Here is a 14,206-nt window from a genome sequence, read left to right on the forward strand (position 1 = left end):
TGCGGCCTCATGGCTTCGCACCCCTGACGGACCCCGGGTACGTGTGGCCGAGATCATGTCCTTCCCACTCGAACCCTACGTCAACACAGCGCCTACGAGCTGCCCGGAAGCGTGACGAGGATGCGGCAGCCCCGTGACGATTCGGCCACTCTGATCCGCCCCCCGTGCAGCTCCACGGCCCAGCGGGCGATCGCCAGGCCCAGCCCCGTACCGCCGTCGCCGCCGCGCGCGCTGCCCCGGTTGAACCGCTCGAAGACCCGGTGCCGCTCCGCCTCCGGGATGCCGGGACCTTCGTCCCGCACCTCCAGCGCCAGGCTGCCGGGCGTGTCGCCGGCCCGCGCGCGGACCGTGACCCGGCCGTGCGGGGGGCTGTGCTTGACCGCGTTGTCGATCAGGTTCGCCACCACCTGGTGCAGCCGCTCGGCGTCCGCGTACGCCGTCAGCTCGGGCGGGAACACGTCCAGGTGCAGGTGCACGTCGTTGCGGGTGTGCCCGCCGGAGCCGCTGGACAGCCCCGGCCGGCCCGCGGCCGCCAGCGCCGACTCCTTCAGCACCCCCGACAGGTACGGCCACACCTCGAACCGGCGGGCGCGCAGCGGGACCACGCCGTTGTCCACCCGGGACAGGTCCAGCAGCGTCTCCACGAGCCGGCCGAGGCGCTCGGTCTGCTTCAGCATCGTGCGCATGGTCTCCGGATCGGCGGCCGAGACCCCGTCCACCACGTTCTCCAGCACCGCGCGCAGCGCCGCGATCGGCGTGCGCAGTTCGTGCGAGACGTTGGCGACCAGCAGCTTGCGGTGCCGGTCCACCGCCTCCAGGTCGTCCGCCATCAGGTTGATCGTGGAGGCCAGGTCGCCCAGCTCGTCCCGGCGTCCCGCGCCGCGCACCCGGCGGGTGAAGTCGCCGTGGGAGATCGCCCGGGCCACCGTCGTCATGTCGTCCAGCGGCGACGTCAGGCTGTGCGCCACGAACTGGGTGATCAGCATCGAGGCGATCACCGAGAAGACCGTGATGAACCGCAGCTCGGTGTCGGTGCGCAGGGCCACCAGCAGCAGGCCCGTCGTGATGAAGACCGAGACCACCACGAGGGTGCCCAGCTTGGTCTTGATCGAGAACGGCGAGAAGGGCCGCAGGGCCCCGGCGGAGCGCTGCCCGGGTGTGCTGTTCACGCCTGCGCCGGGGTCTCCAGGGCGTACCCGACGCCGTGGACCGTGCGGATCCGCTCCGCGCCGATCTTGCGGCGCAGGGCCTTGATGTGGCTGTCGACCGTACGGGTCCCGGACGCGTCGGCCCAGTCCCACACCTCGGCCAGCAGCTGCTCCCGCGAGAGCACCGCCCGCGGGGTGCCGGCCAGGCACACCAGCAGGTCGAACTCGGTCGGCGTCAGGTGCACGTCCTCGGCTTGCACGCGGACCCGGCGCTGCGCGTGGTCGATCTCCAGGTCGCCCAGGCGCAGCGTGGCCCCGCGCGGGGCGTGCGCGGCCAGAGTGGCCCGTTCCACGCGCCGCAGCAGTACGTGGACGCGCGCGGCCAGCTCGCGCATCGAGAACGGCTTCGTCATGTAGTCGTCGGCGCCGACCCCGAGCCCGACCAGCAGGTCGGTCTCGTCGTCCCGGGCGGTGAGCATCAGCACCGGGACCGGCCGCTGGGCCTGGACCCGGCGGCAGACCTCCAGGCCGTCGAAGCCCGGCAGCATGATGTCGAGGACCAGCAGCTCGGGCAGCCAGCTCTCGGCCGCGGCGACGGCGGCCGGGCCGTCCGCGGCCGTCTGCACCTGGAAGCCCTCGGCCCGCAGGCGGGCCGCGATCGCCTCGGCGATGGTGTGGTCGTCCTCGACGACGAGTACGCGCCGCTGGGCGCCGGGGGTCGCCGAGGCGCCGTTGTGGGTGGTGTGTGTCTGTTCCATGTCCCGGTCCCGCCCCATGAAGATCTGCGTGGTGGGGTGCAGCGTAGAGGAGGCACCGGCCTGCGGCTATGCGGGGTTCGGACAGGGCATTTGTGCTGATCATCCTGGTAGAGGGCGGGATGTACCGGGCGCCGGACCCCCCGCGGGACCGGCTCCCGGCGGGCGGGGCGAGGACCCCGCGCAGCTGTCTGCGTGCCCTGCGACGACAGCCCGTCCCGCGACGGCCTTGTCCACGTTGCGCAGGTACGGCTCCGGTTTCGCGGAGAGTTTCGCGGAGAGCGGAAGGAATCCCTCCGGATTTGTCAGGACCGTCGGTGAGTGACGCCGCGCCGCGGCCCCCGGAGCCGTGGAACCGGCCCGGCCCACCACTCGGCCGCCGTGTCCGGATCCACGTACGGGTCCTCGAACAGGCCGGGCCCGGACCGGCAGCCGTGGGAGATCCCGGCCGCGGGGACGGGCCCGCCTGCTACTGGGTGAACGGGGGGAGCGCGGCCAGGACCTTGCCCAGGGCCGGGGCCAGGCTGCCCTCGGCGCCCGCCACCTCGAAACCGCCGTGCACGAACTCGTAGGAGAACCCGTCGTAGATCGTGGGGCCGCCCGTCGCGATCCGCGGCAGCCCGGCGAAGTCCGCCTCGCGCAGCGCGGTGCGCAGCGCGGCCAGCTCGGCTTCCGACAGCTTTCCGGTGCCCTCCGGCTTCGCCCCGCCGTCCAGCCGGGTCCACGACCCGTCGTCCTTGACGACGAGCGAGTGCGTCTGGCCCGCGAAGCCGCCGGTGCGGGTGACCCGTACCAGGGTCTGGTCCGCGGAGGGCGGCTTGCCGGCCGTCGGGCTCGCGGCGCCGCTCGGCGCCGGGGCCCGGGACGGTGACGTCGGGGGCGCGTCGTCGCCGCTCCCGGATCCGGACGCCCCGCAGCCCGCCAGGACCACCGCGCACAGCACCGCTCCTGCCACCGCCCGGTACGCTCGCACACCCACCTCCGCAGGTACTTCCCCCGAACCCCGAGTATGGAGTCCCCACGCCCGTCGCGACAGTTCCCGGAGGCAGCCATCACCCGCATCGCCCCCTGGTCCTGGCGCGTCCTGCCCCCGCTGCTCGCCGTCCTCCTCGGCCTCTGGGGCCTGGAGCGGCGCGGCAGCATGTGGCGCGACGAGTCGGTCACCTGGCAGGTGGCCCACCGCCCGCTCGGCGGGATCCGGGAGCTGCTGGGCCAGGTGGACGCCGTGCACGGCCTGTACTACCTGCTCATGCACGGTGTGCTCCTGGTCTGGGACGGCGGCCTGTGGGCCCTGCGGCTGCCCTCCGTCGCCGCCACCGCCCTCGCGGCCGCCGGGGTGGCCGCGATCGCCCACCGGCTCTCGGGGGAGCGGGCCGCGTTGATCGCCGGGCTCACCTACGCCGTGCTGCCGCCCGTGCAGATGTACGCCCAGGAGGGCCGCTCGTACGCCCTGGTCGCCGCCGCCGTGGTGTGGGCGACGTACCTGATGCTGCGCGAGCGGTGGACGGCGTACGCGGCGGTGCTGCTGCTCGGCTGCTGGCTGCACGAGTTCGCGGTACTGGCCCTGCTCGCGCACGCCTTCAGCGCCTGGCGCTCGCGCGGCTGGCGCGTCGCCGCCGGGACCGTCGTGGCCCTGCTCCTGCCACTGGCCCTGGTGAGCGCCCGGCAGGCGCAGCAGCAGCTCGGCTGGCTCGGCCGGCCGGGCTGGCAGGACTGGGCGGCGTACGGGGTCCTCGCGGCGGCCGCCCTGCTGCTCGCGCGGGGCGCACCGGGAGAGCTCGTACGCGTGGCCCTGCCGCTGGCCCTGCTGCCGCCCGGCCTGCTGCTGGCGGTCTCCCTCCTCGACCCCTGGTACGTCGACCGGTACGTGCTCTACGCGCTGGCCGGGCCGGCCCTGCTGGCGGGCGCCCGGCTGGCGTCGGCCCGCGGCTGGTGGCCGTGGCTCGCGGCCGCCGCCCTCCTGGTGCCCTTCGCCTTCTGGTCGGCGTGGCTGCGCACGCCCGAGAGCCGCAAGGACGACGTCCTCGCGGTGGCCGCCGCCGTCCGGGAGCAGGCCCGGCCGGGGGACGCGGTGGCCTTCCTGCCGTCGCGGCGGCGCGAATGGCTGCTGTCCTCGCCGGACGTCTACGCGCAGCTGCGCGACGTGGCCCTGGACCGCACCCCGGCGGCTTCGCGCAGCCTGCAGGGCACCGAGCTGCCGTCGCTCGCCATCCGGGAGGCGCTGATCGGATCCCCCCGGGTGATCGCCCTGCTGGACCCGGCCGGCCAGCCGCTGGACCCGTACCCGCGGGAGGCCGTGAAGCGGCAGACGCTGGCCGCCTGGTTCGACCTGTGCTCGGTCACCGCGGTACGCGGAGCCCGGGTCGCCGTGTACGCCCGCCCCGGAGGCTGCGGCGGACCCTGAGCCCGCCCGGGCGCGTTCTCGCGACGGGCCGGTTGCGAGGATGGGGCGACCCGGTTCGCACAGGAGGCGCTGCATGCCCACGTCCCAGAACTCCCCGTCCCGAGAGGCCGTTTCAGAGATCCCCGGACCGCTGGTCGGCGCGGGCTGGCTCGCGGAGCGGCTGACCGTGCCCGGGCTGGTGCTCTTCGACGCCTCCGTCGGCGCCCATCGCGGCGCCGCCCACCGGATTCCGGGCGCCCGCCCCTTCGACCTCGACGGGGACCTGTCCGACCACGACGCCCCCGCTCCGCACACCATGCCCGGCGCCGCGCGGTTCAGCGAGGCGATGCGGGCCCTCGGCGTCGACGACACCTCCACCGTGGTCGTCTACGACGGCGCCGGCATCTACTCCAGCGCCCGCGCCTGGTGGATGCTGCGCGCGATGGGCTTCGACCGGGCCGCCGTACTCGACGGGGGACTGCCCGCCTGGAAGGCCGCCGGCCTGCCCGTGGAGGCCTCCGGCCCGGAATACGACGGCCCGCGCGGCTCCTTCACCGCACGCCCCCGCCCCGGACTGCTGGCCGACAGCGCCACCGTGGCCGCGGCCCTGGCCGACCCGGCCGCGGCCGTCCTGGACGCCCGCACCCGTGAGCGCTTCGCCGGCACCGCTCCCGAACCCCGCCCGGGCCTGCGCGGCGGCCACATGCCGGGCGCGTTCAACCTGCCCTTCGCCGAACTCCAGCGCCCCGACGGCCTGATGCGGCCGGCGGAGGAACTCCGCGCGGCCATCGGCGCGCTGACCGGCGACCGGGAGCGCCTCTACTTCAGCTGCGGATCGGGAGTGACGGCCTGCGTCCTGGCCCTCGGCGCCACCCTCGCCGGCTACCGGGACCTGGCCGTGTACGACGGCTCGTGGAGCGAATGGGGCATGCCCTCGGACCGGCGGCCGGTGGTCACGGGCCCCGGGCCGGCGGCCGGGGACGCGGGCCGCAGCGGGGGATAACCCCACCACAGGACCGGGGACCCGCCCCATCGGCCGCGGGCGCTTTCCGCCCGAGACTCGTGACCATGATCTCTCACGCCGTGTCACGTCGCCCCGCCCGCACCGCCGTCGTCGCCCTCGGGGCCGGGCTCCTGCTGGCGGGCTGCTCCCTCGGGGACGGCCCGCAGAAGAAGGCGACGGCCGACGCCACGGTCACCGAGGCCGTCACGGCGGTGGAGGTCACGGGCGCCCGGGCCGGCTCGATCGAGGTCACCGCCGGAAACGGGGCCGGAGTCACGGTCCGCCGGACCGTCCACTACCGCGGGGACACCGCCCCGACGCCCGGACAGCGGGTCACCGCGGGCGTGCTCACCTTCTCCAGCGGCTGCGACGCCACCTGTTTCATCGACTACCGCCTGGAGGTCCCGGCCTCCGCCACGGTCAGGCTGGAGAGCAGCAGCGGCCGCATCACGGTCACGGGCGTGGCGGCGGCCGAGCTGACGGCCGACTCCGGTGAGGTCCGGGCCGACCGCGTCACGGGCCCGCTGAAGGCCACCACCTCCTCGGGCGGGATCACCGCCACCGGCCTGTCCGGCCCGAGCGCGGACGTCCACTCGGAATCGGGTGACGCCCGCCTGCACTTCGCGGTGGCCCCGTCCTCGGTCCGCGCCGAAACCACCTCGGGCGACGTCATCCTGAAGGTCCCCCCGGCCCCCTACCAGCTCGCGGTCACCACCACCTCCGGCACCCGCGACGTCACTGTCCCCGCGGACCCCTCGGCTCCCTCCCGCCTCGCGGCGAAGACCACCTCGGGCAACGTCCGCGTCTCCACACCGGCCGGCTGACCCCTCAGCCGTTCGCCCCGGGCGAACGGCTGTTGGGGAACAACGGGCGGCGCACATGCATTGAGTCGGCATAGCTCAACTTCACTGCCGGAGGGAAGATCATGGCTTCGACGTCCGTAACGCTCACTCTGCCCGTGCTGCCGCTCGACGACGAGGTCGTGCTGCCTGGGATGGTCGTTCCGCTGGACCTGTCCGACGCCGAGGTGCGCGGGGCCGTGGAGGCGGCCCAGGCCGCGGCGGGCAGCGGCGGGAAGCCCCGAGTGCTGCTCGTGCCGCGGATCGACGGGAAGTACGCGGGCACGGGTGTGCTCGGGACCGTCGAGCAGGTGGGGAGGCTCTCCGACGGGGATCCCGGCGCGCTCATCCGCGGCCGCGGCCGCGTCCGCATCGGCGCCGGTACGACCGGACCCGGGGCCGCACTGTGGGTCGAGGGCGAGACCGTCACCGAGCACGTGCCGGACCCGTTGCCGGGTGCGGTCGCCGAGCTCGTCAAGGAGTACAAGGCGCTCGCCACCAGCTGGCTCAAGAAGCGCGGGGCCTGGCAGGTCGTCGACCGGGTCCAGCAGATCGAAGGGGTGTCGGCGCTCGCCGACAACTCCGGGTACTCGCCGTTCCTGACGGTCGAGCAGAAGGTCGAACTGCTGGAGACCGCCGACCCCGTCGCGCGGCTCAAGCTGGCCGTCAAGGCACTCAGCGACCACCTCGCCGAACAGGACGTCGCCGAATCCATCGCCAAGGACGTACAGGACGGCGTCGACAAGCAGCAGCGCGAGTTCCTGCTGCGCCGGCAGCTGGAGGCCGTCCGCAAGGAGCTGCGCGAGCTGAACGGGGAGAAGGAGGGCGAGGAGTCCGACGACTACCGCAGCCGCGTCGAGGCCGCGGACCTCCCCGAGAAGGTCCGCGAGGCCGCGCTCAAGGAGGTCGACAAGCTGGAGCGGGCCAGCGACCAGAGCCCGGAGGGCTCCTGGATCCGCACCTGGCTGGACACCGTCCTGGAGCTGCCCTGGAACGAGCGCACCGAGGACCGGTACGACATCCAGGGCGCGCGCGCCGTCCTCGACGCCGAACACGCCGGGCTGAGCGACGTGAAGGACCGCATCACCGAGTACCTCGCCGTGCGCAAGCGGCGCACCGAGCGCGGCATGGGCGTCATCGGCGGCCGCCGCGGCGGAGCCGTCCTCGCGCTCGTCGGACCGCCCGGAGTCGGCAAGACCTCGCTCGGCGAGTCCGTCGCCCACGCCATGGGCCGCAAGTTCGTCCGGGTCGCGCTCGGCGGCGTACGCGACGAGGCCGAGGTACGAGGACACCGCCGGACCTACGTCGGCGCCCTGCCCGGCCGCATCGTCCGGGCCATCAAGGAGGCCGGGTCGATGAACCCGGTCGTCCTGCTCGACGAGATCGACAAGGTCGGCTCCGACTTCCGCGGGGACCCGGCCGCCGCCCTCCTGGAGGTCCTGGACCCGGCCCAGAACCACACCTTCCGGGACCACTACCTGGAGGTGGAGCTCGACCTCAGCGACGTGGTGTTCCTGGCCACCGCCAACGTCCTGGAGGCCATCCCGGAGGCCCTGGCCGACCGCATGGAGCTGGTCCGCCTCGACGGGTACACCGAGGACGAGAAGGTCGTCATCGCCCGCGACCACCTGCTGCCCCGCCAGCTGGAGCGCGCCGGCCTCGGCGCCGACGAGGTGGTCCTGCAGGAGGAGGCGTTCAGGAAGCTCGCCGGCGAGTACACCCGCGAAGCGGGCGTACGGACCCTGGAGCGGTCCATCGCACGGCTGCTCCGCAAGGTGGCCTCGCAGCACGAACTGGGCGAGCGCGAGCTGCCCTTCAGTATCGGCGCCGACGACCTGCGCGCCCTGATCGGACGCCCGCACCACGTGCCGGAGTCCGCCCAGGACCCGGCGGAGCGGCGTACCGCGGTCCCCGGCGTGGCCACCGGCCTCGCCGTGACCGGCGCGGGCGGCGACGTGCTGTTCGTGGAGGCCTCGCTGGCCGACCCCGAGACGGGCGCGGCCGGTCTGACCCTCACCGGCCAGCTCGGTGACGTCATGAAGGAGTCCGCGCAGATCGCGCTCAGCTTCCTGCGCTCGCACGGCGCCGAACTGGAACTCCCGGTGGCAGACCTGAAGGACCGGGGCGTGCACATCCACTTCCCGGCGGGCGCGGTGCCCAAGGACGGGCCGAGCGCGGGCATCACCATGACGACGGCGCTCGCCTCGCTGCTCTCCGGGCGCCAGGTGCGCACGGACGTGGCCATGACCGGCGAGGTCTCGCTGACCGGGCGGGTCCTGCCGATCGGCGGGGTCAAGCAGAAGCTGCTGGCCGCGCACCGGGCCGGGCTGACCACCGTCATCATCCCCAAGCGCAACGAGGCCGACCTGGACGACGTCCCGGCCGAGGTGCTGGAGGGGCTGGAAGTACACCCGGTGACGGATGTGCGCCAGGTCCTGGAGCTCGCCCTGGCCGGGACCCGGGCCCGGACGGAAGTGCCCTACACCACCGCCGCGTAGGGGCGGGAAGCGGCGCCCGGGTCCCCTCCCCCAGACTCCGTCCGGGGGGACCCCCAGGCGGGGCCCCGGGCCGTCGGCGTGTCCGCTGCGAAATACTGGCGGCCCAACACACCACAGAGGGAGCCGGACGTGCACGGGAGCGAAGACCAGGAGTTCCTTGCCTTGGAGCGGGAGCTGTCCGTCTTCCTCCGGCGCGCCCGCGCCTCCTCCGGCGAGATGGCCCGCGAGCTCCACCCCGAGCTCGAACCCGCCGCGTACGGACTCCTCACCCGCCTGGAGGCGGCCGGCCGGCAGCGGGCCACCGAGCTCGCCGCGTACTTCGGCGTCGGCAAGGCCACCATGAGCCGCCAGTTGCGGGCCCTGGAGGTGCTGGGCCTGGTCGCCCGCGAGCCGGACCCCGCCGACGGCCGGGCCTTCCTGGTCGGCCTCACCGAGGAGGGCCGCGAGCGGTTCCTGCGGGTACGGGACGCGCGGCGCGAGCAGTACATGCGCAAGCTCGCCGACTGGGACCGCGGCGAGGTGGCGGAACTGGCCCGGCTGCTCAACCAGCTGAACGCGGGCGAGGAGTAGGCCCCGAGCAGTCCCGGGGCCGCTCCGGGCAAGCGCCGCGGCAGCCGCGGCGCAGCCCTACAGCTCCGCGTAGACCACCGACGCGTCGTCGTGCCGCTTGCCCCGGCCCGACGGGCGCGCCGGGTCGGACTCGATGGCGCGGACCCGGCCGATCAGCCCCTGCGCGCCTTCCTTCCGCAGCACCGCCAGGCACTGCGACCAGTCGCCCTCCTCGAACGTGTCCGTCCACCGGCTCGCCCCGTCCGTGAGCGCGGCCACCGCCCGGACCCGCCCGCGCGGGGTGCGCCCCGTCACCGCCCGGGCCGCCACCGCCGGATCGGCGGCCGCCGTGAAGAAGCCGCCCTCCGCGTTCCGCAGCGTGTCCGCCGCCTCCGCCGACCGCAGCATGTGCGGCGGGACCCGGTCCAGCCGGTCGTCGAGCACGGCCGTGACCTCTCCGCCCGGAGCCTGCAGGAGCAGTACGGAGTCCGAGAGCACGAGGTGCTCCACGTACGCCTCGTCCCAGCGGACGACGACCACCGTCGCCTGCGGCGTGCGGACGTGAGAAAGGTCACAGGTGTCCCGGTGTGCCTCGGCCGTGGAGCGGACGGCCTCCGCCAGGATCCGGTCCAGCGGCATGTCCCGCCGCGATCCGGACAGTTCGGTCAATCGGCCGCCGAGCCGGGTCGCGAACCACGGCACTCCGTGCACGCATCCGTCGTCGCCGCGCGGCGGGGTGACCCCGTCCAGGACGACCACGACGCCGCCGCCCGAGGCGGGGATCGCGGCCGACACCCAGTCCTCATTGGGGCGTTCCTCGTTACCGGGGGCCGAAGCGAGGTCGATGCGCATGCCATCATTCTGCCGGGCGCGGGGGTCCGGTGCGCGGGTAGGTACGTACCAATGCGGGCGGGGCGGGCGAGAGCGGCCCCGCACGCCCGGCGGGAGCCCCGCCGAGGCCCCGCGGCGTGTGGGCGGGCATACTGCCAAAGCCCGCGTGGATCTTTCAACCGTCCGTCCATGGACGCGCCCTGACATCCGGTGTCCGAGTTGGTCGCCAACTCATCCGTGATGTTCACTCGTTCGAGTGGCCGGGTGGGCGATGTGCGGCTCTCTTCCCATCGCACTGCAAAGGTCTGAGGCGGTACGGGGGAGCGGGGCGCGTTTACTTGTTGACCGGCCGTTACCTCGGCCACACGAGTAGACGAGCAAGAGCACACGTACAGGATTGCGAGCACCGGTGCAGAAGAAGCGGTCTCGGAAGAACGGCACCGCCACCGACGGCCCGGCCCCCGCAGGACGCCGCGTCCGCGTGCGCCGCAGGCTGGTCGTAGGCGTGGCCGTCGCCGGTCTCACCGTCCTCGCGGCAGGCAGCCCAGCCGTCGTCTCCGCCACGAGGGAACTGAACGACTCCCAGCGCCTGGTCACCCTCGCGGAGCAGACCCGGCAGACCCTCACCCTCGCCCACCTCCTCGGGGACGAGCGCGACGCCGTCGTCGAGTACGCCGCCAAGGGCCGCCCCGGCGGGGCCAAGGGCCCCGTCCAGGAACGCGCCGCCCGCACCGACCGGCAGCTCGCCGAGGTCCAGGCCGACGCCGACGAGCCGACCGCCCTGGCCCTCGCCCGCGTCCAGGCCGTCCGCGCCGAGGCCGTCGACGGCAAGGGCAGCGCCCTCGCCGCCCACCAGGCCTACGCCGGAGTCATCGCGGAACTCCTCGCCCCCGGCGACCGGCTCGCCGAACTGACCCCGCCGCGCGCCGTGGCCGCCCTCGCCACCACCCGCCCGATGGCCCCGCTGGGCCAGGCGGTCGACCAGGCCTCGGCCACCCGTGGACTGCTGCTCGCCGCACTGGCCGTCCCCCGCGGCGAGCAGCTCCCCAACTCCGCCGTGGCCGACGAACTCAGCACCGCCGCCCAGCGCTCGCGCGTACGGGAACAGGCCGCGCTGGACGACTTCGCGCGGGCCGCGCGGCCCGACGTACGCCAGACCCTCGCCGCCACCGTCACCGGACCCGAGGTCAAGGCGGCCGACGACCACCTCAAGCGGCTGACCGAGCGGCCCACGCTCTCGGCCGCCGACCGCAAGGCCGACGGGGCCGCCGTCGGCTCCGCGCTCACCGCCCGCATAGACCGCATGCGGTCCGTCGAATCCACCCTCGCGGGACAGCGGGCCTCCGCGCTCGCCGCCCTGCGCGACGACGACGTGACCCGGCTCGAGACCATCATCGCGGTGATGGGCCTGCTGTTCCTGATCGCCGTGGGCGTCTCGACCGCCGTGGCCCGCTCGCTGACCCGGCCGCTGTCCGTCCTGCGCCGTGGCGCGGAGCGGCTGGCGACGCCGGAGGGCTCCGTGGAGCCGGTCCGGTTCACGGGCCGCAACGACGAGTTCGCCGAGGTCGTACGCCACCTGAACGCGGTCCGGGACCAGACCGTCTCCCTGCACACCCGCATCGCGGGGCTCGACGCAGACCGGCGCCGCATCATCGGCCGCAACGAGGCGCTCGCCTCGGGCCGCGAGGTGCTGGAGGAGGAGCTGACGGCGCTGCGCGCAGGGCTCGAAGAGCACCGCCGCATCATGTCGACGACCTCCGTCTCGCTGTCGCTGCGGACCCTGGGCCTGGTGGAGCGCCAGCTCGCGGTCATCGAGGAACTGGAGTCCAAGGAACAGGACCCGGACCGGCTGGCGACCCTCTTCAAGCTCGACCACCTGGCCACCGTGATGCGCCGCCACAACGAGAACCTGCTGGTCCTCGCCGGTCAGGAGCACGGCCACGGCCAGGGACTGCCGGTACCGCTGGTCGACGTCATGCGGGCCGCCGTCAGCGAGATCGAGCGCTACGAGCGCGTCGACCTCGCCGCGCTGCCCTCGCACACCCAGGTCGCCGGGCACGCGGCCGACGACATTTCGCACGTCCTGGCCGAGCTGCTGGAGAACGCGACGACCTTCTCGCCGCCGGACGCCAAGGTGAAGGTGTCCGGGTGGCTGCTGGACTCCGGTGACGTGGTGCTGTCCGTCGTCGACGCGGGCATCGGGGTCACCGAGGACCGGCTGGAAGCACTGAACTCCCGGCTGGCCACGCCCGAGGCCTACGACGAGGAGCCGGAGGCGGAACACGGCCTGGGCCTCGGCCTGTACGTGGCCGGACGCCTCGCGGCGCGCCACGGGGTCACCGCGGAGCTGCGCGCCCCGCGGGACGGCGGCACCGAGGCCCTGGTGGTCGTCCCGGCCGCGCTGCTGCCCGCGACCCCGCCGGCCTCCCCGGTGCACACCCTGGCCACGCAGGGCGGGCCCGCGCTGCACCTGCCCGGCGTGATCGCCGAGGCGAACGAGAACACGCTTCACAGCCGCCTGCGCGGCGAGGCGGCGTCCGCTGCCGGAGAGCCGGAGCCCGGCCTGGAGCCGGAGCCGGAATCGGAGCTCGACCCGGAGCCGGAGCCCGGGCCGGACGGGGCCGGTCTGCCGGACGAGGCCCCGGCCGCCGAGGCGGAGCCCGTCGCCGCTGCTGTCGCCGCCGAGCCGGAGTCCGCGCCCGAGGCCGACGCCGCCGCTCCGGTGGACGGCCCGCTGCCGCCCGCCGAGCAGATCTTCACCGTCCCGGCCCCGGCGGCGGACCCGGAGCCGAACCCGGCCGCGGAGGTCCCGGCCGGGCCCGGTCCCGAGGAGCGGCTGCTCGCGCGGGTCGTCCCCGACGCGGACGCGGCCGCCTCCGGGGCGGCGGACCCCGAGCCGGGGATCCCGGCCGCGGCGCACGATGCCGGGCAGGGTGCCGACGTACGGGAATCCGACCCCGAGCCGGATCCGCACAGCCATGCCACCGCCGCCGAGGAGGACTGGCTCCCCCGCCAGGGCAGCCACCCCGCCGACCCCGCCGAGGCGGAGCCCGTCACCGACAAGGGCCTGCCGAAGCGGACCCCGCGGTCCGTCCCCGTCCCTCGCGTCAGTGACGACGGACCGTCCGAGCCGCCGCGCCGGGTCGACGCCGACGAACTGCGCCGCCGCCTCGGCGGGTTCTACCAGGGCGCCCAGGACGGGCGCCGCGTGGCCGCGGCCGAGATCGCGCGGGACACGGGGCGCGAGCACACGCAGGACCCGGAACAGGAACAGGAACAGGAACAGGGCCACACCGACCAGGGGGACACCGCACAGGAGGCACGCACATGACCGCGCCCAGTACGTACGGACTGAGCACCCAGGCCCGCAACCTGCAATGGCTGCTGACCGACCTGGTCAAGGAGGTACCCGGCGTCACCTCCGTCGCCGTCGTCTCCTCGGACGGGCTCCTGCTCCTGTCCTCGGACCCCGTGACGGACGGCGCCGCCACCGCCCCGCAGGCCAGGAGCAAGGGGCCGCGGGGCGCCTCCGCCGACCTGGCCACCATCATCTCCGGCCTGGGCAGCCTCACCACCGGTGCGGCCGCCCTGATGGACGGCGGCTCCGTCAAACAGACCATGGTGGCGATGGAGCACGGCTCCGTCTTCGTCATGGCCATCAGCGACGGCTCGCTGCTGGGCGTGCACGCCGCCCCCGACTGCGACATGAGCGTCGTCGCCTACCACATGGCCTTGTTCGTGGGCCGCGCCGGCCACGTCCTGACCCCCGAAGTCCGCAGTGAGCTGCGCCAGTCGATGGAGAAGACCCCGTGAGGAGCCAGGCCTCCGACCGGCTGCCGATACGCGGCGCCGATCGCCGACCCGCCCGCGTACGCCCGTACTCCCTCACGGGAGGACGTACCCGGTTCACAGAGGTCCTGCTGGTGGAGACCTTCGTCGCCGCCCTGGACACCAAGGTGTCCGAGCCGCAGAAGCCCGACCGCGTGCCCGAGCTGCCCGCCATCGTCGAGGTGTGCCGCCGCATGCGCACGATCGCCGAGATCGCCGCGCTGCTGAAGCTGCCGCTCGGTGTGGTCCGCGTCCTGGTCAGCGACCTCGCCGACCAGGGCAGGATCCGCGTCTACGGGACGGGCCACGGCACGGGCCGGCCCGAACGCGCGCTGCTCGAAAGGGTGCTCAGTGGTCTTCGCCGTCTCTGAA

Annotated in this window: 12 protein-coding genes; 8 read left to right on the top strand and 4 right to left on the bottom strand. The window is 74.4% G+C overall.

The genetic code is table 11. The annotated features are described in order from the left end of the window. Positions 1-92: 92 nt before the first annotated feature. From OG737_RS20715 to OG737_RS20725, 3 genes are all read right to left on the bottom strand, one after another. Positions 93-1,169, bottom strand: a complete 1,077-nt coding sequence (locus tag OG737_RS20715) for a HAMP domain-containing sensor histidine kinase (RefSeq protein WP_328927607.1) — start codon at positions 1,167-1,169, stop codon at positions 93-95. After that, complete coding sequence (locus OG737_RS20720; RefSeq protein WP_328927608.1) at positions 1,166-1,906, bottom strand: response regulator transcription factor; 741 nt, start codon at positions 1,904-1,906, stop codon at positions 1,166-1,168. Before OG737_RS20720 ends, OG737_RS20715 begins: the two co-directional genes overlap by 4 nt. Positions 1,907-2,372: 466 nt before the next feature. Beyond that, positions 2,373-2,876, bottom strand: a complete 504-nt coding sequence (locus tag OG737_RS20725; RefSeq protein WP_328927609.1) for a hypothetical protein — start codon at positions 2,874-2,876, stop codon at positions 2,373-2,375. A gap of 36 nt (positions 2,877-2,912) precedes the next feature. On the opposite strand from OG737_RS20725, the gene OG737_RS20730 reads away from it, so the two are divergent. The 5 genes from OG737_RS20730 (at position 2,913) to OG737_RS20750 (ending at position 9,196) form a co-directional block, all read left to right on the top strand. Beyond that, positions 2,913-4,307, top strand: a complete 1,395-nt coding sequence (locus tag OG737_RS20730) for a glycosyltransferase family 39 protein (protein ID WP_328927610.1) — start codon at positions 2,913-2,915, stop codon at positions 4,305-4,307. A gap of 73 nt (positions 4,308-4,380) precedes the next feature. After that, entirely contained in the window at positions 4,381-5,289 is a 909-nt protein-coding gene (locus OG737_RS20735) for a sulfurtransferase (protein WP_328927611.1), read from the top strand. Positions 5,290-5,354: 65 nt separating this feature from the next. Continuing rightward, positions 5,355-6,113, top strand: a complete 759-nt coding sequence (locus OG737_RS20740; RefSeq protein WP_328927612.1) for a DUF4097 family beta strand repeat-containing protein — start codon at positions 5,355-5,357, stop codon at positions 6,111-6,113. Positions 6,114-6,214: 101 nt separating this feature from the next. After that, positions 6,215-8,626: an endopeptidase La gene (lon, locus tag OG737_RS20745; RefSeq protein ID WP_328927613.1), complete on the top strand. Its 2,412-nt coding sequence runs from the start codon at positions 6,215-6,217 to the stop codon at positions 8,624-8,626. A 129-nt stretch (positions 8,627-8,755) separates the two neighbouring features. Next, a complete protein-coding gene (locus OG737_RS20750) occupies positions 8,756-9,196 on the top strand; it encodes a MarR family transcriptional regulator (RefSeq protein WP_328927614.1) in 441 nt (146 codons plus the stop codon). 57 nt (positions 9,197-9,253) lie between these two features. Here the strand turns inward: OG737_RS20750 and OG737_RS20755 are convergent, their stop codons facing one another. Continuing rightward, complete coding sequence (locus tag OG737_RS20755) at positions 9,254-10,027, bottom strand: protein phosphatase 2C domain-containing protein (protein ID WP_328927615.1); 774 nt, start codon at positions 10,025-10,027, stop codon at positions 9,254-9,256. Between the two features lie 388 nt (positions 10,028-10,415). On the opposite strand from OG737_RS20755, the gene OG737_RS20760 reads away from it, so the two are divergent. The 3 genes from OG737_RS20760 to OG737_RS20770 are packed head-to-tail and all read left to right on the top strand — an operon-like array spanning position 10,416 to position 14,205. Next, positions 10,416-13,337, top strand: coding sequence for a nitrate- and nitrite sensing domain-containing protein (locus OG737_RS20760; protein ID WP_328927616.1), 2,922 nt, complete (start codon positions 10,416-10,418; stop codon positions 13,335-13,337). Beyond that, positions 13,334-13,819: a roadblock/LC7 domain-containing protein gene (locus tag OG737_RS20765; protein WP_328927617.1), complete on the top strand. Its 486-nt coding sequence runs from the start codon at positions 13,334-13,336 to the stop codon at positions 13,817-13,819. Before OG737_RS20760 ends, OG737_RS20765 begins: the two co-directional genes overlap by 4 nt. Beyond that, positions 13,816-14,205, top strand: coding sequence for a DUF742 domain-containing protein (locus tag OG737_RS20770; RefSeq protein ID WP_328927618.1), 390 nt, complete (start codon positions 13,816-13,818; stop codon positions 14,203-14,205). The genes OG737_RS20765 and OG737_RS20770 overlap by 4 nt, the downstream gene beginning before the upstream one ends. The last annotated feature ends 1 nt before the right edge of the window (position 14,206 follow it).

Source organism: Streptomyces sp. NBC_00122, from assembly GCF_045160845.1.
GTDB lineage: Bacteria > Actinomycetota > Actinomycetes > Streptomycetales > Streptomycetaceae > Streptomyces.